This window comes from Flavobacterium sp. SM15, assembly GCF_022012335.1.
Lineage (GTDB): Bacteria > Bacteroidota > Bacteroidia > Flavobacteriales > Flavobacteriaceae > Flavobacterium.
On the sequence record NZ_JAKLTO010000001.1, the window covers coordinates 490993 to 514991 of the forward strand.

The 23999-nt window shown below is 38.2% G+C and carries 23 protein-coding genes; 9 read left to right on the top strand and 14 right to left on the bottom strand.

The features are described 5' to 3' along the window. Positions 1-7: 7 nt before the first annotated feature. From LZZ90_RS02335 to LZZ90_RS02355, 5 genes are read right to left on the bottom strand one after another with little or no spacing between them, the layout of a single operon-like run. On the bottom strand, positions 8-703 hold the full coding sequence (locus LZZ90_RS02335) for an ABC transporter ATP-binding protein (protein ID WP_237789068.1): 696 nt from the start codon (positions 701-703) through the stop codon (positions 8-10). Between the two features lie 11 nt (positions 704-714). Continuing rightward, entirely contained in the window at positions 715-2184 is a 1470-nt protein-coding gene (locus LZZ90_RS02340; RefSeq protein ID WP_237789069.1) for a DUF5687 family protein, read from the bottom strand. Positions 2185-2229: 45 nt separating this feature from the next. Then, positions 2230-2928 (bottom strand): hypothetical protein, encoded by a 699-nt coding sequence (locus tag LZZ90_RS02345; protein WP_237789070.1) that lies wholly within the window; start codon positions 2926-2928, stop codon positions 2230-2232. 9 nt (positions 2929-2937) lie between these two features. Continuing rightward, positions 2938-3555 (bottom strand): hypothetical protein, encoded by a 618-nt coding sequence (locus LZZ90_RS02350; RefSeq protein ID WP_237789071.1) that lies wholly within the window; start codon positions 3553-3555, stop codon positions 2938-2940. Between the two features lies 1 nt (position 3556). Continuing rightward, entirely contained in the window at positions 3557-3892 is a 336-nt protein-coding gene (locus LZZ90_RS02355) for a PadR family transcriptional regulator (RefSeq protein WP_237789072.1), read from the bottom strand. A 127-nt stretch (positions 3893-4019) separates the two neighbouring features. Here LZZ90_RS02355 and LZZ90_RS02360 point away from each other — a divergent pair, with 127 nt between their 5' ends. After that, positions 4020-5072 carry a ferredoxin--NADP reductase gene (locus LZZ90_RS02360; RefSeq protein ID WP_237789073.1) on the top strand — a complete coding sequence of 351 codons (1053 nt, stop codon included), beginning with the start codon at positions 4020-4022 and terminating at the stop codon, positions 5070-5072. 189 nt (positions 5073-5261) lie between these two features. Further along, complete coding sequence (locus tag LZZ90_RS02365; protein WP_237789074.1) at positions 5262-7175, top strand: tail fiber domain-containing protein; 1914 nt, start codon at positions 5262-5264, stop codon at positions 7173-7175. Positions 7176-7192: 17 nt separating this feature from the next. Here LZZ90_RS02365 and LZZ90_RS02370 read toward each other — a convergent pair whose 3' ends face one another. Both LZZ90_RS02370 and LZZ90_RS02375 read right to left on the bottom strand, forming a co-directional pair. Further along, positions 7193-8230 carry a glycosyltransferase family 9 protein gene (locus LZZ90_RS02370; protein ID WP_237789075.1) on the bottom strand — a complete coding sequence of 346 codons (1038 nt, stop codon included), beginning with the start codon at positions 8228-8230 and terminating at the stop codon, positions 7193-7195. Between the two features lie 10 nt (positions 8231-8240). After that, positions 8241-8846: a DUF4254 domain-containing protein gene (locus LZZ90_RS02375; protein WP_237789076.1), complete on the bottom strand. Its 606-nt coding sequence runs from the start codon at positions 8844-8846 to the stop codon at positions 8241-8243. A 168-nt stretch (positions 8847-9014) separates the two neighbouring features. Here LZZ90_RS02375 and upp point away from each other — a divergent pair, with 168 nt between their 5' ends. After that, positions 9015-9668 (top strand): uracil phosphoribosyltransferase, encoded by a 654-nt coding sequence (gene upp, locus LZZ90_RS02380; protein WP_237789077.1) that lies wholly within the window; start codon positions 9015-9017, stop codon positions 9666-9668. Here the strand turns inward: upp and LZZ90_RS02385 are convergent. Continuing rightward, positions 9663-10592, bottom strand: coding sequence for a DUF6427 family protein (locus LZZ90_RS02385; RefSeq protein WP_237789078.1), 930 nt, complete (start codon positions 10590-10592; stop codon positions 9663-9665). The genes upp and LZZ90_RS02385 overlap by 6 nt on opposite strands. Before the next feature lie 116 nt (positions 10593-10708). Between LZZ90_RS02385 and LZZ90_RS02390 the strand changes: the two genes are divergently transcribed. Next, entirely contained in the window at positions 10709-10939 is a 231-nt protein-coding gene (locus LZZ90_RS02390) for a uracil phosphoribosyltransferase (RefSeq protein WP_237789079.1), read from the top strand. A 48-nt stretch (positions 10940-10987) separates the two neighbouring features. Here the strand turns inward: LZZ90_RS02390 and purD are convergent, their stop codons facing one another. After that, on the bottom strand, positions 10988-12259 hold the full coding sequence (gene purD / locus LZZ90_RS02395) for a phosphoribosylamine--glycine ligase (RefSeq protein WP_237789080.1): 1272 nt from the start codon (positions 12257-12259) through the stop codon (positions 10988-10990). Positions 12260-12380: 121 nt separating this feature from the next. Here purD and LZZ90_RS02400 point away from each other — a divergent pair, with 121 nt between their 5' ends. The 4 genes from LZZ90_RS02400 to LZZ90_RS02415 all read left to right on the top strand — a co-directional run bounded on the left by LZZ90_RS02400 (position 12381) and on the right by LZZ90_RS02415 (position 17363). After that, positions 12381-13700: a T9SS type A sorting domain-containing protein gene (locus LZZ90_RS02400; protein WP_237789081.1), complete on the top strand. Its 1320-nt coding sequence runs from the start codon at positions 12381-12383 to the stop codon at positions 13698-13700. A gap of 95 nt (positions 13701-13795) precedes the next feature. Next, positions 13796-15103, top strand: a complete 1308-nt coding sequence (locus LZZ90_RS02405; RefSeq protein ID WP_237789082.1) for a phenylacetate--CoA ligase family protein — start codon at positions 13796-13798, stop codon at positions 15101-15103. After that, positions 15103-16197 carry a non-hydrolyzing UDP-N-acetylglucosamine 2-epimerase gene (wecB, locus tag LZZ90_RS02410; protein WP_237789083.1) on the top strand — a complete coding sequence of 365 codons (1095 nt, stop codon included), beginning with the start codon at positions 15103-15105 and terminating at the stop codon, positions 16195-16197. The genes LZZ90_RS02405 and wecB overlap by 1 nt, the downstream gene beginning before the upstream one ends. Then, the gene (locus tag LZZ90_RS02415; protein WP_237789084.1) at positions 16197-17363 is read left to right on the top strand and encodes a glycosyltransferase family 4 protein; all 1167 of its coding nucleotides are present in this window, start codon (positions 16197-16199) and stop codon (positions 17361-17363) included. Before wecB ends, LZZ90_RS02415 begins: the two co-directional genes overlap by 1 nt. Here the strand turns inward: LZZ90_RS02415 and LZZ90_RS02420 are convergent. The 5 genes from LZZ90_RS02420 to LZZ90_RS02440 form a co-directional block, all read right to left on the bottom strand. Beyond that, positions 17360-18712 carry an undecaprenyl-phosphate glucose phosphotransferase gene (locus LZZ90_RS02420; protein WP_237789085.1) on the bottom strand — a complete coding sequence of 451 codons (1353 nt, stop codon included), beginning with the start codon at positions 18710-18712 and terminating at the stop codon, positions 17360-17362. The two genes, LZZ90_RS02415 and LZZ90_RS02420, sit on opposite strands and share 4 nt — an antisense overlap. 6 nt (positions 18713-18718) lie before the next feature. Then, the gene (locus tag LZZ90_RS02425) at positions 18719-19702 is read right to left on the bottom strand and encodes a UDP-glucuronic acid decarboxylase family protein (RefSeq protein WP_237789086.1); all 984 of its coding nucleotides are present in this window, start codon (positions 19700-19702) and stop codon (positions 18719-18721) included. A 10-nt stretch (positions 19703-19712) separates the two neighbouring features. Then, positions 19713-20993 (bottom strand): O-antigen ligase, encoded by a 1281-nt coding sequence (locus LZZ90_RS02430; RefSeq protein ID WP_237789087.1) that lies wholly within the window; start codon positions 20991-20993, stop codon positions 19713-19715. Positions 20994-21002: 9 nt separating this feature from the next. Further along, a complete protein-coding gene (locus LZZ90_RS02435; RefSeq protein ID WP_237789088.1) occupies positions 21003-22049 on the bottom strand; it encodes an O-antigen ligase in 1047 nt (348 codons plus the stop codon). Between the two features lie 161 nt (positions 22050-22210). Beyond that, the gene (locus LZZ90_RS02440) at positions 22211-23317 is read right to left on the bottom strand and encodes a DUF1972 domain-containing protein (RefSeq protein WP_237789089.1); all 1107 of its coding nucleotides are present in this window, start codon (positions 23315-23317) and stop codon (positions 22211-22213) included. Between the two features lie 105 nt (positions 23318-23422). Here LZZ90_RS02440 and LZZ90_RS02445 point away from each other — a divergent pair, with 105 nt between their 5' ends. Then, positions 23423-23986, top strand: a complete 564-nt coding sequence (locus LZZ90_RS02445) for a hypothetical protein (protein ID WP_237789090.1) — start codon at positions 23423-23425, stop codon at positions 23984-23986. The last annotated feature ends 13 nt before the right edge of the window (positions 23987-23999 follow it).

The following is a 23999-nucleotide window of genomic DNA, read 5'->3' on the forward strand; positions in this document are numbered from 1 at the left end:
TTCGTTATTATAAAGCAAAAAAGGCTTCGAGTTCCTTTAAGGTTTCCGGAGAAGTTTGTATGTCTTTCACAATCGTTCCTTTTTCAAGGGTAACAATACGGTCGGAAACCTCAACGGTGTGCTGTAGATCATGACTGGAAACCAAAATCGTTACTTGTGGATTGTCGGCCAGTTCCTTAATGATTTTCTTGAGTCGAATTTGGGTGGTCGGATCCAGATTAGCAAAAGGCTCATCTAAAATAATCACTTCCGGATTTCCAATTAACGAAGCGATGATCCCTACCTTTTTCATGTTTCCTTTGGAAAGATCGCGTAGGTATTTTCTCTTTTTAAGGATTTCCCCGTTGAAAAAATCTTCATGTTTGGAAAGCAGTGCATCCACATCGGCTTTGTTCTGTCCGCGTAATTCTCCGATAAAATAAAAATATTCCTCCGGAGTTAGATAACCGATCAAAAAACTCTCATCTAAAAAAGCAGACGTGAACGGTTTCCAGGCTTCACTGGTATTGATTTGGATTTCGTTACTGGTAATTTTTCCGGTAGAAGGCTGAATCAAATCCAGCAGCAAACTGAAAAAAGTAGTTTTTCCTGCACCGTTGTTCCCTACTAGTCCGAAACTTTCTCCCTTTTTAATCTCAAGCTGGTCAATTTTTAAAACGGTTACTCCGTTATATACTTTGGATAAATTATGTACTTGTATCATGTGGTTCTGAATTAGTCTTTTTGGTTATACGCTGCTATGGTTAAGTATTTTTCCTTTTTATATACCTTCTCGATCAGGGCAAACATTTTGTTTCTAAAGGCAAATCCGGCAATTCCAGCCAAGGCAACAAAAAGAAGCCCGATTTCAACACTGAAAAAGGCTTTACCCGACCAATACAACAACATCGGGACCAACAATTTTGGAATCGAAATTAAAAAGGTTTGGATGTTAAACCCTTGAGAATTTCCAAAGGCTCCTTTAGCCGAAGTCAAATCGATGGGTTTTTTCACATACGCCCCGCCCAACAAAACCAGGTGTGCGTTAACCCCAATATTATAAATCGCTCCTACCACAATCAGCATATAAATCTGCCAGCCGAAATACAGGTAAAAAGAAGCAACCAACGTCGATATAATGGTTGCAATAACGATAAGCCACCATTTTGAATTTAAGTACTCTTTGTACTGAATGTTCTGGCTCATCATTAAAGGATAATACGCGCTGTCCCAACTCGGTACAAACTGGCCAAACGTAAAGAGAAACCCTCCGGAAACGAAAATTCCGGCAAAAACCTGCATCATTGGGTTTTGATACGCTTCAATGGAATTGGTAAAAAACAATAGTCCGTAAAAAATAAAGATAACGCTCATAAACAAGGTTGCACGCGAACGCTTGTTTCGCTTGATGAGTTTGATGTCGTTTTTAAGGAAGGTTCCTAAGGTTCCGAACTGGTTCAGCCATAATAAATCTTCGGTTTTGGCTTCGGATTGTTTTATGGAAAGCCCTTCGTCCAAATAAAGATTTTTGATAAAGAAACGAAACGTAAACCAATAAATGATTAGCAAGGCCAGTAGCGGAAAAACAATCACCCATTTAGACTGATAAATCAGGTTAAAAAAAGCTCCGGTATACTGGGTAATGTCAAAAAGCTGATAATACTGTGAAAGACCGAAACCTGCAAAAATTAAGGCAACCGTGTAAAAAACCGTATTCTTCTTATCAATGAGAATGTTCAGGAAATTATTGAAAAACACAACTGTCATCGCGGTAAAAAACCAACTAAGCACTCCGGTTACCTGAAAACCTTCTTTCAAAAGTACCACCGAAAACGGAATAAAGAAAAACAGATGCAGCACATTAAAAAAAGACAATAAAGTCTTCCCTAAAGCGAAATTGACAATGCTCTTCCTTTTAATGTTGATGTACAGTAACGGCTTAATGTTCATTACCGGGGTTTTCTGCATGAAAAAACGCAGCAGTAAATCGAAAAAGAAATAATAAATAAGGTACTGGTTGATGGTTTCCAGCGGTTTTAGTCCGTAATCTTCCAACATATAATACGAAGCAGCTCCCAGAACAAGGAAACAACCTCCAAAGTAAAGCGCCCCGATAATCATAAAAATTTTCAGCGCTACATTGGTTGAAAAGGAAGCAGACCGTAAAAACGATTTCCATTCCAGGGTAATAAAATGTTTCAGCATAATAAAGTTGATTGTACGAAATTAGATGCAAATACTGTTAAAACGTTACAGCGAATTTGCAAATTTATATTCGGGATACGTTTCCAAAAGGTAAACTTCCGATTTTTTAGGAATTTCGACCAGTAGAATGTACTCCAAAAGTGCCATGACAACAATACCTGTGCTCACAATCCAAAGAACGTATGCGCTATCAGTATGATTGAAAAGGCGCAAAAGCAGCTGCATCGGAAGATAAGTCAGTCCGGCGAAAGAACCGTAGTTATAAATGATTTGCTCAAGCATCCATTTTTTACCTGAGGATTTGAAACGCACATTAATTTTTCTTCGAGAAAGCACCAGTCCGGTAAAGAACATTAACAACAATCCTAGGAATAACGCAAACGTCAATTCTTCTGCAAAAGAAACCTTTGACAAGATTAGCTTCAACAACAAAACTGCTATAAGACTAAGTACAATTTTAGGAGTTTTGAAAAACATTTTAAAGTGGTTCCAGACCAAACCGTTATACTTTTTTGTTAAAGCCGCCTGGCGTTGCTCCACCACCGTCATAAAACCGAATACTCCAAACTTTTTGAATTCTTTTTGCAAGGCTTCCTCAAAAGTAAGCTTAGGATTTTCCCGCCACTGGCGTTCAATTCCGTTAGCCAGATGATCGACCAGTTCGGTTTGCAAATCGTAGTATTCTACAAAATGCTGACGGGTAAAAGCGTATAATTGTTCGATGTGTTGGTCGGTTATTTTCATCGTTTTATTCTAAATCAATTTCAAATAATTCTGGTTCTCTTTACGCAATTGAAAAAACACCACCCAATAGTAAACCGAAGCGCTCATAAAAAAAGAAAACAACAGCAATCCAAAAAGCGAATCCCATTTACGAACCAGTTGAATCCCAATCATCAAGTAAAACATAAAAAGAAAGTTGATGGAAAACAAAACCGAAACCAATCTTCTGACGAATTGTTTTTTATATAAAAACTGATACAGTAAAACCGCTGATATTGGTGCCGGCAGAATCATGGGCAAAACATCAAAATTTCCCATCAACCAATCTTTACCCATAGTTTGAGTAAGTTGATACAATACCGAGGTCATTACCAAATACACCACCAGAAAAGGCACTGAAAAAAGTTTCTTGAAGAAAAGACGAAAACCTTCCACGCCGTTATTCTTATTAATCAAGACCAGCATTTGGTCCAGCATTGGTTTTTTGGATTCGAAATACGGTTCAAACTCGGTGTCAAAATCTCCGTCCAACTGCTCAAGTTCCTCTGCAAAATGATCGATTAACTCGTAACGGGTATCTAAATAAACCACCGGGTAATTTTTTAATTTCTGATTAATGGTGTTGATGTTTTCAGTAGTAACTTTCATATTAATAACTTAATTTAGGGTTTACAAGGGTTTGCATGTTTCGAATAAATTCTTCCAGTTCCGACAAACGGTTTACGGTTTCCTGCTGGCCATTTTGAGTAAGCTTGTAGTACTTGCGCAGGCGGTTATCTACCTTTTCTACTTCCACTTCCAAAAAACCTTCCGCTTCCAATTTATGTAAAGCCGGATAAAGCGCTCCTTCGGTTATGCTAAGTTCTCCCGCAGTAATTTCTTTTACCTTTTGGGTGATTTCATACCCGTACATTCGTCCGTTCTGATCCAGCAGTTTCATGATGATTGTATTGAGGCTTCCTTTATATAATTGTGAATTTTTCATCGGTTTTCTTTTCAGCAAATATACATAAGTTTCTTATACATAAAAATCTTAGGTATCTTTTTTTATGATTTTTATCATTCTTACAAAACTCAGAATGTCTATTTTTGTAACTACAAACAATATACTTATGTCTACATTTCATACTCTTACCATAAAAGAAGTTTCCCGAGAAACCCCACATGCCATTTCAGTGGTTTTTGATGTTCCCGAGAATTTAAAAAAAGACTACGCGTTTATTGCAGGTCAATACCTTAATTTAAAGTTTATCATTGACGGAAAAGAAATCCGCCGTGCTTATTCTATCAGTTCTTCCCCCAACAACCACGAATTGCGCGTTGCCATTAAAGCGGTAAAAAACGGAGTGGTTTCCTCTTATGCCAACGAGAAAATAAAAATCGGTGATAAAATGGAAGTGGGAACTCCCGAAGGACGTTTTACTTTCGAACCTAAAGCTGACAACCAAAAAAATTATGCAGGATTTGCAGCGGGAAGCGGGATTACTCCAGTGATGTCCATCATCCACAGCGTATTGGAAAACGAACCGAAAAGCACCTTTGTATTAACCTACGGAAACAAATCGCCGGAAGAAACGATTTTCCACAAACATTTACACGAATTACAGCAAAAACACGTTGGACGTTTCTTTGTTCACTATGTTTTTTCTCAAGCTAATGCTCCTGAAGCTCATTTTGGAAGAATTGACAAATCGGTAGTAAATTTTATTCTGAACAACAAACACGCTGAAAAAACCTTCGATAAATTCTATTTGTGCGGACCGGAAGAAATGATTTCTTTGGTAAGCAATGTTTTAAAAGAGCACAACATCTCCGAAAAAGAAATTAAATACGAGTTGTTTTCCACTACGCCAAACGAAACAAAAGCTGAAAATACCCTAGGAGGCCATACCAAAATAACCGTGATGGTAGACGATGAGGAGTTCGAATTTGAAATGGCACAAAAACAAACCGTTTTAGAAGCGGCTTTAAAGCAAGGTATCGATGCACCGTATTCTTGCCAAGGAGGAATTTGCAGCAGTTGTATTGCCCGTGTAACCAAAGGTGCGGCTGAAATGAAAAAGAATTCCATCTTGACGGATAAAGAAATTGCAGACGGTTTGATCCTGACGTGTCAGGCACACCCAACTTCTTCAGAAATCTATGTGGACTATGATGACGTATAAAACATTTTGTCCCGAATAAGAATATTTACATCCCAAAAATTACCGAAAATCGACAAATCATGCATTTCGTCGATTTTTTTGTTGTTTAATCGAAAATATTTAACAATAAGAATTAGTAATGTTTGTTTTTTATAGTTTCGCCCAAATTTCACAAAAACTATAACATTATAACCTAATTACTAACCCCTTATGAAAACTTTTATCAGGTTTTCAATTTTTGCTTTGGTATTCGTTATCAACACTACGGTACAAGCACAAGTTGGAATCGGAACCACAACACCTAACTCAAGTTCAGTACTTGATGTTACCTCAACTACAGCGGGTCTATTAACACCGCGAATGACAATGGCACAACGCAACGCCATTACAACTCCGGCAACCGGTTTATTGATCTATCAAACCGACAACACTCCCGGATTTTACTACTACAACAGCTCAGCTTGGGTTCCTTTTGGGGGATCAGGTTGGGGATTAACCGGTAATGCAGGTACCACTGTTGGAACCAATTTTTTAGGAACCACAGACAATCAGGATTTTGCCATCAAAACCAATAATACCGAAGCAATTCGCGTTAAGAATGACGGAAAAATAGGGATTGGTAATACTGCCCCTTCGAGTAAAATCCACATTACCGGAACAACGGTGCCAGGAGTTACCGGAGGAACCACAAACCTTATCAATCAGAATTTCTCCTCGTATACGGTAACTCAAAACTACACTCCGGATGCTGCTTGTACTACTACTACCGGATGGACAACTTCATCGGCGGCTCCGGCTTCGTATGTATGTACCACTTGTGTGGCTCCATATTTATATATTGATTCGGATGATTCCGGATGTGACCAGGTAGCTACGGCATACATGAACTTTACACCAACAACTTCCTCTGTGGCAGTTAGCTTTGGATATCGCTTCGATGAGTATTCATCCGGTGTAGATTCCTTCCGAGTATATCTATACAATAACGGAACATCGGCTCAAGTAGGAGCTAACTTAGTTTCTGCTGCCGTTGATGTTAACTCCACTTATTCAGGAACGTTGACAGTTACTCCGGGAGTAAGTTATTCTTTGCGTTTTGAATACATCGGAACTTATTCTTTTGGCGCAACTGTAGATAACGTTTTAGTAACCGAAACTGTTGCTCCGGTAACCGGTTCTTATGTATTCCGTTTAGAAGACGGAACTCAGGCTGCTGGAAAAGTATTGACTTCAGATGCAAACGGAAATGCTTATTGGCAAGTACCTGGTGGGGGATCAGGTTCGGGAAGTACCTATACGTTCACAAATGGTCTTACCAATGCATCCGGAACGGTAAAACTAGGTGGTGCTTTGATCGAAAGTACTACTATTGGAGCTACTTCTTTTCCATTAAACGTAAGCAGTGTAACTAAACCCTACATGTTGCGCGTGGATAACGACGAAGACGTGGTAAAATTTGGGCATGATACCACCTTGTCTGATGAAGGTGCTGCTTTAACCATTGATGGCTATGCTACCACCGTGAAGTACTTAACTTCTGCAAAGAACGGAAATTCAAGAGGAACTGCCGTGGGCGTAGGATCAATCGAATATTTAGTGGACGGTGAGGCAACCATTGCTTCGAGTTTCAGTCTTACTCCAACCATTACCAATACTTATGATTTGGGGACCAGTGCAAGCCGTTGGAGTAACATTTATTTACAAAATGCTCCAATTGTAACTTCAGACGTTACTTTAAAAAAGAACATCAAAACATTAGGATACGGTTTAAAGGAACTTATGAAATTGACTCCGATTTCCTATCAGTGGAAAAACGACTACATTGGAAAAACATTGATTCCTGAACATTTAAGACAAACCTCGCTTGGTTTTTCGGCACAGGAATTACAAACCGTTTTACCGGAAGTAGTAAAAACTCACGACTGGAAAATCAAAAGTGAAGCTACCCCGGATCAGTACGAGTATGTACAAAACGATAAATTGGGGGTAATGTATTCACAAATTATTCCGGTAACGGTAAAAGCAATTCAGGAGCAACAAGCGGAAATCGAAGAACTGAAAACCGCAGTAAAAGAACTGAAAGCACAAAACGAAATGTTAATGCAATTGCTTCAAAAGAAATAAAAAATAAAAGAGCTGAATTACTTCAGCTCTTTTTTTATAGTATTAATAACAGTTTGAGGTGAGATGGTACGCATAGCATCTTCGTATCCCGGAACTTCTTTGTTACCATAAACCGAAGTAGGCAACAAGGGGTACTTGTCACGATCCGCAATTATGCAATTTTCCATCGGTTGATTAAAAGGAACAAAACCAGCATACGGATGTGTCGCACCCCACAAGGTAATAACCTTTACCCCCAACATCGCGGCAATATGCGCGTTTCCGGAATCCATGCTGAGCATCACATCAAGGTTGGAAATCAAATCCAGTTCTTGGTTCAGGTTTAGCTTACCAGCAACAACTTCAACATTAACGTGATTTTTTTTGAGTTGGTTCAACAACTGTATTTCTTTAGCTCCGCCTCCAAAAAGCAAAAGCTTATTTTCTAGGTCTAAGGCCAATTGATCAATTACTTCCTGCAGCAAATCAAGCGGATACACTTTACTTTGGTATTGTGCAAAGGGAGCAATTCCAATCCATTTTTGGTCTTTCAATCCGGTCACTGTAATAACTTCAGGAGTTAAAACCGTTTTTGCTGGAAACTTCGGATGCGCTAAATTAATAGGAAGTCCAAGAGCTTTAAAAGTATCGGCATGACGCTCGACCATTGGTTTAACCGGTTCTAAGACTTTGTTTTCGGCTCGCGTCAGCGCCTTTTTTGCCGCTCTTCCTTTATCGGTTGTGGCAGTCGCCTTTCCGCTAAGGGTAAAGAGGTTTCGAACTACATGAGAGCGCAAAACGTTGTGCAAATCGGCAACGGCATCAATATTAAGTTTTCGCAGATCATTAAAGAGGCGTAACAAGCCTACAAAACCTTTATGGCGTTGTTTTACGTCAACCGCAAAGAAATTAACATTGGGTATATCGCGAAAAAAAGGTTGAAAAAAAGGGCGGGAAACCACCGTTAGTTTTACTTCAGGGTACTGCAAAACTAAGGCTCTGAGCACGGGAACTGTCATTGCGACATCGCCCATTGCCGAGAGCCTTATTACTGCAATATGCTTTGGTTTAGCCATCAAAAAGATGCTATTTTTTATTCTGATACAACACCGGATTCAATTCTTCGTCGTTGTACATTTTCATTTGTTTGTACACTTTCATGTACTTGTCTCCACTTGAAATATCGGTAAGCAATTCACTAATGGAAGTAAACATATCGCTTTTCTGATCTAACAATACGTTTAATTTTTCCTGACATTTTGCGCGGTGCTCCGGGGTAGCTTCCACTCGGTTAGCTTCCTCGCTCATGTGGTAAATTTTAAGTGCTAAAATCGACAAACGATCAATCGCCCAAGCCGGACTTTCGGTATTGATTTTGGCATTCGGTTTTACCTGAACGTCTTTGTATTTCTGTAAAAAATAACTGTCGATGAATTCTACCATATCGGTACGCACCTGGTTCGAAGCATCAATCTTACGTTTTAAATCTAAGGCCGCTACCGGGTCAATGTTCGGATCACGAACAATATCTTCATAGTGCCACTGTACGGTATCTACCCAGTTTTTAGCATACAATAAATATTCGATAGAACCTTTCTCATAAGGATTTTTTACCGGTTGATACACATCGTCAATTACGTGGTAATCGTTGATGCTTTGCTCGAAAATAGGAAACGCGAATTCAGCAAACATACTTCTTAATTTTATTTACAAACCTACATAAATTTTTCCATCTGGGAATATACTATCTAAATTATGTGGCCCGCTTTGCCCCAAAATAAAACAACGCTTTTACCAAAAGAACTATAGTTTTTATACCTTTAACCTTTACTTTTGTATTTCAAACTTTAAATAAAATTTATGCACATTCATTATATCTCCGAAAAAAACAGCATCCTGAACCACTTTCTAACGCAACTTCGCGATGTAACCATTCAAAAAGACAGCATGCGTTTTCGAAAAAACATCGAACGTATCGGAGAAATCATGGCGTATGAATTGAGCAAAACTTTAGACTACAAAGATATTTCCGTTCAAACTCCTTTAGGCATAAAACACACTACCACAGTTGCTGAGCCCGTAGTTCTGTGTTCCATCCTAAGAGCAGGGCTGGCTTTGCATCAAGGATTTATGAACTTTTTTGACGATGCGGAAAACGGATTTGTATCGGCCTACCGCCATCATTACAACAACGATGATGCCTTTGAAATTTTAGTGGAATACCAAGCCGCTCCGTCTTTTGAAGGTAAAAACCTTATTCTGATTGACCCGATGTTGGCTACCGGACAATCGTTAGTGGCGGTACTTCATAAATTACATCTGGAACAAAAACCAAAAGAAATCCATATCGCGGTGGTAATCGCTGCTCCGGAAGGAATCGCTTATCTTGAACAAAACTTACCGGAAAACTGTCATTTGTGGGTAGCGGCGCTGGATGAAAAACTCAACGAGAAAAACTACATTGTTCCCGGATTGGGCGATGCTGGAGATTTGGCCTACGGAAGCAAACTATAATTGTCCGAAGAAAATAATCAGGGAAATAATTACTAATCCGCCAAGTACACTTTCCTTAACCCATTTATTTTCCTGACTTTCCAGAAAGTTAGTACCTAGAACCGATAACGGGAAAAAAGTAAACATAAGAAAACTGTTGTTTTTTTCTGCGGAAAGTACATAAATGGCAACCCCTAAAAGAAACGTAAATATAATTTTCTTATAAGAAGACTGCATGTTTAATGGTCGGTTCGGCAATGAAATCAATTGGGTTGCAAAAAACAAAACCGCCACCGAAGAGAAAAATGCCAGGGCTATATTTTGAAAAACGTTTTCGAAATACGTGAAATCAAAACTAATGCGCACCTGATCCGTCACAAAATCCAAAAAACTTCGGTCAATAATTAACACTGCCAAGGCAAAAAGCACAGCAACAGAGAAAAAAGCAATGAAAGGAATCAGCCAGTTTCGATAATCGCCCGAAACGTGGAAAATAATGGAAATGAAAACCAAAATCAGGAAAAGGATACTCCAAAAATGAAATAGCGCCGCAACAAAAATCCAGAGTGAGGCATCAAATATTTTTTCTTTCGGAGTAATCATCGACTGCATGGAAACCAAACGACGCATGGCTAAGAGTAAAAAGAAATTCGCCAGAATAACATTTATATTTACCAAAGTAGTTGGGAAAAGCACCAAAAAAATAAAAAATAAAAAGGCCGCATAACTATTGTCTTTACTTAGCCCGTTGCGCTTGGTAATGAAACGAACTAAAAACATCGAAACAATTAAAACTGAGAGCAAGACCAATTTTTGACCCACCGTATAGATGTTTTGCGTCCAGGAAAAGTCTCTGGTTTGGTACAAAAAGTAGAATAAAACCAGCAACAAACTGATTAAAATGTAATTTATTGGACGGGATTTATTAAAAAGACTTGCTATCATGCAGATATTTTATATTTTTGTGACTGTAAAGATAACATTTGTACAAAAGAGACTAACATGAAAGGAGAAGTTTTTTCTTTTCTGTCAGTTCCCGATAAATTTAAAAAACTAAACCTATGAAAGCTTTTTTTGAAGGAATTCAGTATTTATTCGTAGACATCCTTTTCAAACCAATGGATTGGTTCCGTGAAATGGAATTATCGAACTGGTGGACTGCCAACATCGTAAACTGGATTTTCATTGCAGTTTGTTGCTACTGGACTTGGTACTGGACCAAAGAATTAAAAATATTCAAAGATAAAGGACAGGACGAGCAAGACACAACGGCTCACTCTTTCTTAAAATAAGACTTAAAATAAAAAAACCCGATTCTCATGGAATCGGGTTTTTCTTTTCTATAAATCGAAACCGATGTCTTTGCGGTAATACATCTTGTCGAATTTTATTTTTTCAATATTGGCATACGATTGGGCAATGGCTTCTCTAAAATTATCTCCATAAGAAGTAACTGCAATCACACGACCGCCGTTAGTAACCACCTCATTATCTTTTATAGCAGTACCGGCGTGAAAAGCAATAGATCCTTCTACGTTTTCCAATCCCGAGATCACTTTACCTTTTTCGTACTCTTCCGGATAGCCTCCCGATACGATCATAATCGTTGTTGCGCTACGCGGATCGATTTCAAAATCAACCTGATCTAGAGTTTGTGTAGCAATCGCTTTAAAAATCTTCACCAAATCTGATTTAAGCCTCGGCATCACCACTTCGGTTTCCGGATCACCCATACGCACATTGTATTCAATCACAAAAGGATCATCTCCAACTTTGATTAAACCGATGAACACAAAACCTTTGTATTCGATAGTGTCTTTCTGAAAACCATCTATGGTTGGCTTCACAATACGGTCTTCAATTTTTTGCAGAAATTCGGGTGTAGCAAACGGCACTGGGGAAACAGCGCCCATTCCACCAGTATTCAACCCGGTATCGCCTTCTCCGATTCGTTTATAGTCTTTTGCAGTTGGTAATATTTTATACGATTTGCCGTCGGTTAAGACAAAACAACTCAGTTCAATTCCGTCCAAAAACTCTTCAATGACCACTTTAGAAGAAGCCGCACCGAATTTTGCTTCCACCAACATATTTCTTAATTCCTGTTGTGCTTCTGACAAATCATTTAAGATCAAAACGCCTTTTCCGGCCGCTAATCCATCTGCTTTTAAAACATAAGGAGCGTTCAGTGTGGTTAAAAATTCGCATCCGGCTTCAACCGTTTCTTTGGTAAAACTTTGATAACGGGCTGTTGGGATGTTGTGCTTTACTAAAAATTCTTTGGCAAATTCTTTACTGCCTTCCAATTGTGCGCCGTGTTTTGACGGACCAATAACGGGAATATGCTGCAAATCAGTATCTGTTTTAAAAAAATCGTACACTCCGTTTACCAGTGGATCTTCCGGTCCTACCACTACCATTTCAATGTTTTCGGTTTGCACAAAGTTTTTAACCGCTACAAAATCATTAGGGTTGATCGCTACATTCACGGCAATAGACGCGGTACCCGCATTACCGGGAGCGACAAACAATTTAGAACAGTGAGAACTCTGAAGCATTTTCCAGGCTAGGGCGTGTTCTCTTCCGCCGGAGCCTAACAGTAGAATATTCATGTTGTTGTGTGTTGTTTGAGACGGCAAAAATACTTTATTTTTAATTAGCTTCCCAGATTCTGTTAAAAGTAATTTTTTTTACAGAATTTTTCTATATTTGTACGTCTTAAAACGTAAAAAAATGAAAAAACAACTACTTACATTAGCTTTGGCTATTATGGGAAGTTCTGTCTTTGCTCAATCATGGACTGAACAGAACACAGGATTTTCAACTCCTTCAAGAGGAATTAGCGAAATCCGAATTGTAAACACAAACACCGTTTGGGCTTTGGCTTACGATGGTGCTGCACCTACAACCAACATTCAAGAATTCACAACAACAAGTGACGGAGGGGCAACTTGGACAGCCGGTATAATTGATATTGGTGACCCAGCTCTTAAATTGACAAACATTACCGCAGTTAGCCCAACCACAGCTTGGGTAGGTGCTTTTGATGAAGTTACCGGTATTGGCGGTGTTTGGAAAACAGAAGATACAGGGGCAACATGGACTCAGCAAAACTCAAGTGCTTTTCAAACAAATGGTGAGTCTTGGTTTAATGTGGTTCATTTCTTTGACGCTAACAACGGAATTGCCATGGGTGATCCTGAAGGTGGCGAATTTGAAGTTTATACTACAAATGACGGAGGAGATAACTGGACACGTGTTCCTGCGGCGAGCTTACCAGATCCACTTTCTGCAGAATACGGATATAACGGAGGTTATGTTACGGCTGGTAATACGTTCTGGTTTGTAACCAATAAAGGAAAAATCTACAGAACAACTGATATGGGGGCAACTTGGAGTAAATTCAACAGTCCAATTTCTGATTTCGGTAGTACTGCGGTTAACGGAAAAATGTACTTCAGCAATAACACTAATGGTGTATTATTGAGAAATGGTGCTACTAATAATTTCTACTCTACTACTGACGGTGGAGCAACTTGGAGTGCTGCATCAACTTTTACCGGAACAAGAAAAGTATTGTCATACATCCCGAACACTTCAACAATTGTTGCTACTTCTTCAACTAGTGGCAACACAGGATCTGACTTCAGTTCTAACAACGGAGCTACTTGGACTAACATCGAAAGTGGTGGTGACCAAAGAGGTTATGTAGCTTTCATCGATGGTTCTACTGGATGGTGTGGTGGATTTAACACCGATGCTACTACAGGAGGAATCTTCAAATTCAGCGGTAACTTATCTGCTAACTCATTCAACGCAAACAAAAGTGCAATCTATCCTAACCCAACAAACGGTTTAGTAACTATCGCTTTGGCAACTGCTGAAACTTTTGAAGCTAAAGTAATGGACATTAACGGAAAAGTTCTTTTAACTAAAACGTTCAACGCTTTAGAAAACAACATCATGGATGTTTCTTCTCTTTCAAGTGGAGTTTACATGATGGAACTAAAATTTGCTGACAAAAAAGAAGTTAAGAAATTAGTGAAAAACTAAGCTTACTTAAAAGCATACTAAAAGGCAAACTTTAGGGTTTGCCTTTTTTTGTTTTCATAAACACTATCGCTATATTTACCGCTTAAAGTGTACTTGTGTTTCGACTATTTGACTTATCGCTTCGTTTGAACGGTTTCCCAATTAAGGAAGCAAAACAGGCTTTTGCCAAAATTGTTGCCCGTCCGGAGAAAGGTTATACCCAATATTTAGAAAACAAACGCAACGAAATTGTTCAGTTTCATTTCAAACACAATGCTTTTTACAGACAACTCGCCGGCAGTTCAGAATTCTCTAGTTGGGAAGATCTTCCGGTAGTAACCAAAAGCGATTTCCAAAAACCTTTAACCGAACGATTATCCGATGGATTTACACCCAAAAACGTATACATCAACCGAACGTCCGGTTCCAGTGGCGATCCGTTCATTTTTGCCAAAGATAAATTTTGCCACGCGCTTATCTGGGCTTCGGCTTTTTATCGTTTCGGATGGCACGGTATTGATTTCAACACTTCGTTTCAGGCTCGGTTTTATGGCTATCCTGTAAATTTCACCGATGCTTTAAAACTGAAAATAAAAGATTATTTCGCCAACAGGTACCGTTTACCGCTCTTGGATTTATCGGAACCTTCACTGGATAATTTTATCCGGATCTTTTCGAGAAAAAAAATAAATTACATCAACGGTTATACCAGTTCTTTGGTGATTTTTGCCAAACATTTAAAAAAACGGAACCTGATTTTGCAGTCCGTTTGTCCTGGCTTGAAAGTTTGTGTGGTCACTTCCGAAATGCTTTTTGAAGACGACAAAAAACTGCTGGAATCCCAATTCGGTGTGCCGGTCGTAAACGAATACGGAGCCTCGGAATTGGACATCATCGCCTTTCAGAACAAAGAAAACCAATGGATGCTTAACACGCAATCCCTTTATATTGAAGTATTGGACGACAACAACCTGCCCGTTGCAGATGGCGAGCAAGGTAATTTGGTGATTACCTCTTTATACAACAAGGCACATCCGTTTATTCGGTATAAAATTGGAGATTGGGGAAGTATTCAGAAACTGAATGAAAAAGACTGGATCTTGAAAGAGCTGGTGGGCAGAACCAACGACATCATTCAGCTTCCAAGCGGAAAAATAGTTCCGGGTATGGCTTTTTATGTGATTACCAAAAAAGTACTGGATCAGGACACTTCCTTGAAAGAATTTGTAGTTACTCAGAAAAAAATAGATGTTTTCGAAATCGATTACGTGAGCAGCGAGCCGTTGTCTGAAAATCGAAAAAAAGTATTAAGTTCGTTATTTGCAGACTATCTGGAACCGAATTTATTTTTTATTTTTAACCAGAAAGAAAAGCTTCAGCGCACCAAAGCCGGCAAGCTTAAACAATTCACATCCGAACTGTAATGAAACGATTTACCATAGTAGCGGGAGCGCGGCCGAATTTTATGAAGATTGCCCCGCTGATCCATCAAATCCAGGAAAAACAACGAGAGGGAGAACCTTTTTCGTTCCGCTTGATACACACCGGGCAGCATTACGATAAAAACCTGAGCGAAACCTTTTTTGAAGAACTAAACATCCCTAAACCGGATGCCAATTTACAAGTAGGTGGCGGCACGCAAGCCGAACAAACCGCGGGGATTATGATTGGTTTTGAAAAAGAACTCGCTGAGCACCCTACCGATCTGGTGATTGTGGTGGGTGATGTGACTTCTACTATGGCCTGTAGTATTGTGGCTAAGAAAGCAAATGTAAAAGTTGCCCATATCGAGGCCGGAATACGATCTTTTGATCTGACCATGCCGGAAGAAATCAACCGTATGGTAACCGACAGTATTACCGATTATTTTTTCACTACTTCTGAATTCGCCAATGAAAACCTAAGAAAAGCCGGAATTGAAGGGCACCGTATTTTCTTTGTCGGAAACATCATGATTGATTCATTGGTCAAAAACCTGGAACGTATCGAAAAAGCTTCTTTTTTTAATGATTTACAACTTGATGTTAGAAAATATTTGGTGTTAACCATGCACCGTCCTGCCAATGTGGACAATAAAGAAAATCTACAAAATTACCTGGATAACATTACTGCTTTTGCCAAAGATTTCACCGTGGTGTTTCCGATTCATCCCAGAACAAAACCTATTGTGGATGCCATTGGAAAAGCGTACCCTAATTTGGCAATTGTAGAACCACAACCTTATTTAAAATTCATACACTTGCTTAAAAATGCTTCGGGAGTTGTTACCGATTCTGGTGGAATTACCGAAGAAGCCACATATCTGCACATTCCTTGCATCACTTTACGCGAAAACACGGAACGCCCGGAAACGTGTACTTTGGGAAGCAATGTTTTAGTAGGGAACGATGTTGATGCCCTAAAGGAAAACATCGAAAAAATCTCGAATAAGAACTGGAAGAAAGTACAGGTTCCTGAACTTTGGGATGGCGCTACCGCAAAACGAATTGTCGAAATCTTATCCGATTTACCTCTTTAATGCAAGACCTTTTAATCATATCGAATTATTACCCTCCGGAAACCGGTGCAGCAGCAAACCGCATTGAAACTTTAGCGCATGGGCTTCGGGATAAAGGCTGGAAGGTTTCGGTTTTATGCCCTTTGCCAAATTATCCGGACGGTAAAATTTTCGGGGGTTTCAAAGGTAAAATTAAACACAAATCAATAGAAAAAGACATTACCGTTTACCGTACCTGGGTTTATCCGAGTAATTCCAAAAACAAGATTATCCGCTTGATTTCCATGCTTTCGTTTTCGTTTTCATTAAGTGTCTTTTTGTTGTTCACAAAGACGCCCAAGAAAGTAATTATTCAGTCGCCTCCTTTGTTTGTGGCTTTTTTTAGCGTGCTTGTGAATCGTCTCAAAGGCAAAAAAATCATTCTGAACGTTTCCGATTTATGGCCTTTAGCGGGAAAGGAATTAGGGGTAATGAAAGAGAGTTTCAGCTACAGAATGCTCGAGCGAATCGAACGTTATAATTACCGTAATGCGGCTCTTGTTTTAGGTCAATCTCAGGAAATTTGTACCCATGTAAACCAACGGGTTGCCACACCCGCTCTACTGTACCGCAACTTTCCAAAATTTCAAACCCAACCAAAGCAGACACAACAAGCAGCTACTGAAATACATTTGGTTTACGCCGGTTTATTAGGCGTGGCGCAAGGAATTGTAACGCTGTGTAAAAACATTCAACTTCCGGAAAATGTTGTTTTGGATATTTATGGCAATGGGGCAGAAAAAGCCGAACTCATCCAATTCATTGAAAAAAATCCTAATAGAAACATTTACTTTCACGGGGAATTGACCCGACCAGAACTCCATAAAATACTTACCCATCAGGCAGACTATGCCTTGATTCCGTTGGTAAACCGAATTTACGGATCAGTACCTTCAAAAATATTTGAAATGGCACACATCGGATTGCCTATTCTGTATATTGCCGGTGGAGAAGGTGGTGAGGTAGTTACGGAAAACCACTTGGGAACGGTTATTGAACCAGGGGATTTCAGCTCTTTGAATGAGGCCCTTAAACTGCTTTCTAAAATCAATCCCGAAACTCGAAAAAAAATACAGGAAAAGGCTCAGGTTTCATTTTCGTTTGACAAGCAATTGGAAGTGATCAACCAAGCAATCAGTATGCTTTAGTATGCTTTCTCTTCTCCCTTTAATGCGTTATAAACTGTTGTGAATACAATTTTCATGTCCAGAAGCAAAGACCAATTCTCTAAATAAAAGATATCATATTTAACACGGTTGATGATGTCTCTGTCGGATTCAACTTCGCCGCGGTAACCATTGGTTTGTGCAAGCCCGGTAATTCCCGGCTTAATAAAATGACGCACCATGAATTTATCCACGCTTCGTGCATACATCTCGGTATGGCTTACCATGTGAGGTCGTGGGCCAACAACCGACATGTCCCCAAGTAAAACGTTGAAAAATTGAGGCAATTCATCAATACTTGTTTTTCGGATAAATTTTCCTATGTTGGTAATTCTTGGGTCGTTTTTGGAAACCTGTTCAAGGTCGGCAATTTCATTGGGACGCATCGATCGGAATTTATAACAATCGAATTCGTGGTAATTCAGACCGTTTCTTCTTTGTTTAAAAAAGACCGGACCTTTCGACTCGCGTTTGATCAGTACAGCTAAAATTGGTGTTAACCATGAGAGCAAAAGAACCACAACGACTAAGGATAAGATAATGTCAAAACCTCGTTTCAGTATTTTATTCGTAGTCTTGTCCAGTGGAATATTTCTTAGGGAAACCACCGGAATGTAACCGTAATAATCAAACTTGATATTATGTGAAAAAATCTTATTATCATCCGGTAAAAACTTCAGCACTTTAAGGTTGTTATCGGTGAAATCTATTACCTGGTTAACCTCTTCATTTTCCAAATCGGAAAGTGAACAATAAATTTCATCGATTGCGTTGTCCGACACAAACTTTAAACATGCCTCAATTTGCTGTTGCTTTTTTCCATTAACACTAAAGGTATCTACCAATTTGTAGCCGTAATCCGGGTTTTCATTAAAAAAATCTGCCAGCTGCGACACGCTTTTACTGTTTCCTAAGATCACAACCCTTCTGAAATTTCCACCAAAAACAACTCGAAAACGCTTTAAAAAATAATACACAAAAAGTTTGATTGCCGACACAGTTACCACTGATAGTGTTGTAAACTGAATGATCTGTGACGGTTTGGAAAACTCCAAAAAATACCCTAAATAGGCAAAATTAAGGATGACAAACAAACAATATTGTTTTAGGATTTTGCCAAGAATATCAATTACTTTGGTATAGCGGTACACTTCATAAAAGCCTACATTCAAAGCAATAATAACCCATGAAACGGAAATAAAAAGATGGTAATAGAACTCATTCAAAGACTCCAATAAAATATTGGCTGCCAGCAAATTAATAATAATTAAATCTAGCAGATAAGTAACGGGCCTTAAATACCCCGAATATCTTCCGGTTTGTCTTCTCACTTAGAATTAAAATATAAACTTTGAAAAATCTTTATGCTCTTCTTTGGCAAGTTCTTCAGGGGAAAGTGATTTGAAATAGTCGTAGGTAAGTCGCATTCCTTCCGAACGGGAAACTTTAGCTTCCCATCCTAAAATCTCTTTTGCCTTAGAGGTGTCCGGCTGACGTTTCATTGGATCGTTTATCGGTAATGGTCGATACACAACCTTTTGTTGGGTTCCTGTTAACTTAATAATTTCTTCAGCAAAATCTTTTATGGTAATTTCATCAGGATTTCCAATATTTACCGGTAAATGATAATCGGAATGCAGCAAACGGAAAATCCCTTCCACTTGATCGTCTACATAACAAAAAGAACGCGTTTGAGAGCCGTCTCCAAAAATAGTTAAATCTTCGCCGCGCAAGGCCTGACCAATAAATGCAGGGATAACCCGTCCGTCATTAAGACGCATTCTCGGCCCATATGTATTGAAAATACGAACAATTCGGGTTTCTACTCCATGAAAGGTATTGTAAGCCATGGTGATAGATTCCTGAAAACGCTTTGCTTCGTCATAAACTCCGCGCGGCCCTATTGTATTTACATTGCCATAGTACTCTTCAGTCTGAGGATGCACCAAAGGATCACCGTACACTTCTGAAGTAGAGGCTATTAAAATTCTGGCTTTTTTAACCCGAGCCAAACCTAATAAATTATGTGTTCCTAAAGAACCTACTTTAAGGGTTTGAATCGGAATTTTTAAATAATCGATAGGACTCGCCGGTGATGCAAAGTGAAGGATGTAATCAAGTTTTCCGGGAACATGGACAAATTTGGTAACATCATGGTGATAAAATTCGAAATGTTCCAGCTTAAAAAGGTGTTCAATGTTTTTCAAATCACCTGTGATAAGATTGTCCATTCCTATAACATGATAGCCTTCTTTGATAAAACGGTCGCACAAATGGGAGCCTAAAAAACCAGCAGCTCCTGTTATAAGAATTCTTTTCATCGGTTAATTTTTATAATTCTTTTTTGCTTTTTAAAGAGTTAAATAAGCAGTATAGAATTATAAAAAAAACTATCCCTCTTTGCCTGCAAAAAAATGATTCGGACAAAAATAACATTATCATCGTGATTGCAAAAGCAATATGAAGAAAATCTTTGTTCATAAAAGCATTTCTAATGTTTGCAAACAACATCAGCAATAAAATCAGAAAACCAAAAATTCCTAATTCGGCAAAAGTTTGGATGTACTGATTGTGGAAATTAAGATTCCCGTATTCGTAATAAAGATTGTATTCTTTGGTTTTTTCTCTGATATACCTCTGTGAGGCTTCCAGTCCGGAACCGGTTAATAAAATAGGATACTTTTTCAGGATTTCTGCAAAGATTCTGGTTTGGTAAACCCTTAAGGCTGCTCCGGGGAAAAAGTCGTTTTGTTTGAATTTTTTGTTGTGCCACGCTTGCCCTATACTTACATTGTGAACTACCACATTAGTAGTGTCAATTGGGCTTTTTAAAGTATTGTCTACAAAAGAAGTTTCGTATTCCACCAAAAACCTTTCTTTTACTTCTTTCACATAAAGGATGGAAAAAAACAAAAAGACGGTAACCGTTACTATAGTAATGAATTTTGTGCTTTGGGGGATGGGCGCAAAAAAAGCATAGTAACAAACAATGATCAGAAAATCAATGGTAATGATGCTTTTGGAAGACAGTAAGAATAAAAAAACGGTAAGTATAGTTAAAGCCACTTTATCCAAATGGCTTTTGGATGTAATCTGAACAAAATAAAACAGCGCAAAAGAACAAAATACAGAAATGTAAACGGCTCCGGGATCAATTGGCACCAAATTATTGTAAAAAAACAGCGCAGTGTCTTTAGTTTTGACAAAGCTTAAAAAAGCTCGAGCCAAGAAAAACAACGCAAACAAAACCACGGAAAAACTAAATGCCTTAAATATTTTATCCAGTGATTGCCTTGAAAGTTTTAATTCCGACTGAAGAACAAACGCAAGCGGAACAACCAAAAAAGGAAGTGCTTTTTGAAGCCCAAAAAGAGAACTTTTCACATCTATACTCCATAGTAATGAAAAAAGCATCGTCAGGTATAAAGCGATCGGAAAAAAGAATTCACTCTTCAGATTAAAACTTCCTTTTTTAATTTTTAAGAACGCGAAAGATAAAAACACGATTATCGATATGCTGATGAAAATATTCTTTAACAACAAGCTTATCAATATAATACCCAAAAGATAGACTAACGTTTGGGTTGTATTATCTCGTATTGTTTTAAACATAACTTTATACTACTTTTTATTGATTGCAGATTTTTGATCCTCTTCTCCGGTGTTCAAAAAAGAAAAAACCAAACTGTACATGGTTGCAAATAAAAACACTCCCTTTTGACGGCTTAAAAACGATTCTGTAAAAAAAGCAATCATAAACAACATTATAACCACCAATTGGTATGCGTTCTTAAACCTAAAAGCCTTAAAAAATAACCAAAACAACAACCCTAGACCAATAAAGCCTAACTCTCCCAAGGTTTGTAAATATTGATTGTGGAAATTTATATAAAAATAACCTTTATACAGATTATAATAGCTAAAATATTGGTTTAAAAGATAATCGATATTGTAAAGTCCTAATCCGAAGATCCCAATCTGGTGGTTTTGAATCATCTCACCCATGATCCTCCATTGGAACAAACGAACCTCGAAACCACTGAATTTGTAGTTATAAAAATCCTGCCCTATCCATACAAAATCGGCATTAACACTCAACTCTCTTATAAATCTTTGCTTTACTGGATTGTCAAAGACAATTAAAACCAAAAGAGCAACAAGCAGAACCGTTGAAATTACTAAAACCTTTTTACGGTTTTCTTTGTGATTAAACAAGGTGATTAACGAGAGAAAAAAAGTAGATACAATAATGTTTTTAGAGGATAAAAAAAATAAAAAAACACCTAACAATGCAATTACCACATAATCTTTTACTGTGTTGTTTGGCAGATTGATTCCGATTAATATACAAACAGCTACGGCTAATGAAATGTAAATAGCATTATTCTCAAAAAGCGAAACCAAACCATGGTAAAAGAAATGGCTAAAACTATGGTCTTTGAAAAAAAGAATCGTGGCATTTATAAAACACGCCAAAAAGTACAAAAGAAGGCAAAGGCTGAAAACCCGTATTGTTTTTCTTAAGTCTGAAGTGTTAAATCTGGAATATTGTGAGAGTAAAACCGGAATAATTGCTAAGGGCAACGTAGAGTAAATTCCTTTTGCTGTAACCGAAACATTAGTAGTCCAAAATAAAGACAGTGCTCCAAAGAGAAAAAAAACTATCATTGGCACCAAGCTTTTATTGAAAAATACTTTTCTGTTTTGCACCCATTGAAAAACAAACAGGGCCAATAGAAGCCCTAAAAAAATATTTCCAATGGCATACTTGAAAAGTATAGTCGATAAAAACAAACCCCAGATAATGGGTTTATTATTTTCAACAATGCCTAGTATTTCTTTTCCTGAACGCATTTCTCTATAAAATCTAAATAGGCTTTATTTATTACTTCCCAATCAAATTGGTATCGGATTTTGTTTTTATTGTTTTCTACTTTATTTGCAATAGCCACTTGGTTTTTGTCTAAAGACAAGTGTGAAGCCAATTGATCATCGTCTGAAAAATAAAACGCATCTTCTGCCAAAATCGATTTGTTGAACACGTTATCATGAGCTACAATACAACAGCTACATGCCATCGCCTCTAAAAGTGAAGGGTTGGTTCCTCCTACCGAATGTCCGTGAAAATACAAATTAGAATAATAGCGAAGGTTGTCCAAAACGTTCATATCATAAATCGATCCCAAAAACTCTATGGATGGATGTGAGCCGTAGGTTTCAAACAAGTATTTGCCAAACTTGGTCCCGTTGTGGTTGCCGATCAGCAATAATTTCCTTGGGGATTCTTTTTTAATGTACCCCTTAACAATGATTTCTATATTGTTCTCGGGCTCCATTCTTGCAATCAACAAATCGTAAGAATACGGCGACTCTACAATATGCTTGATTTTTCCAAAATCGGGGGTTTCAAACAGTGTAGCGCCATAGGCAATGTATTCTGAGTCTTTTTGGTATTTTTTCTTTAAAAATTCCTGAATTCCTATCGAGTCAGAAATAAGGTAATCACTGTGCTTTACCGCTAATTTTTCGGCGAATTTTAAAAACCGCTGAACCATAGGACTGTACTTGGTGCGCTTCCATTCCAAGCCGTCCATATTGGTAACAATAAGTGCTTTCCTTGGAAACAAAAAAGACCAAATACTGCTGCTGGTATATCCTAATTGCAAAATCACATCAAAATTTCTTTTTCTGGCATCCAGTATGCAGTTCAAATCGTAAATAAATTGCCCGGCCGTTCCGATTTTATCTTCGGCATCCGAACAAACTATACGGGGTACGTTTTGGTATTTTTCCTCTTTATACGGGTGAATCGAAGAACAATACACATAAACTTCCACTCCTTTTTTTTGAAGGTAAACAGAAAAAAACTCGGCAAATTGTTCAAATCCTCCGTGGTAGTTTGGAATCCCTCTTGTGCCAAGTATAGCTATTTTCATTTTTTGAAGCAGTTTTGGGCAAAAATATAGAATTTAAATGTAAAACCCATCGATATTTAGTAGGCTTTTCAATAATTTTCTATCTTTGAAATCCAATTCTTTTTTATGACTAAACGATTTCCTTATACTTTCAATTATAAAAAATTTCTTCCATTTCTGGTGTTGGTTTTAGGTTTTTTTTTAGGGGTTTCCTGTCAAAGAAAGCAGGTGAAAAACGACGCTAGTTTTAAAACCACCATCTCTTTGAAATGTTCTAAAAACAACAGCATTCAGATTTTTTACAAAACCGTTACCGATGACCGCTATTATGAAGAATTCAGTCTTCGTGAAAACATCAGCGCCAGTCAAAGCCTTCAGGATTTGGTTTTTGAATTTCCTCAGGGCGTTAAACCCAGAAACCTGCGAATCGATTTGGGGGAGAATGAAAATGAAAACGACTCGGTAAAGGTTCAAGGCATTACCTTTCAATACAAAGACCGCCTGTTGGACGGAAGTCGTGGTAATTACAAATCTTGGTTTGAATTTAATCCGAATGTTGTGGCGGGAAAAGACAGCCTTACCTATCATTTGATCCGAAAAAACAATACTTTTGATCCGCAACTCAACGGAAACCGAAAGCTTAATGCCAAATTGGTTAAACTGTTCCCTCCGGATATTTACGAGAATTAGACAAGTAAGGAAA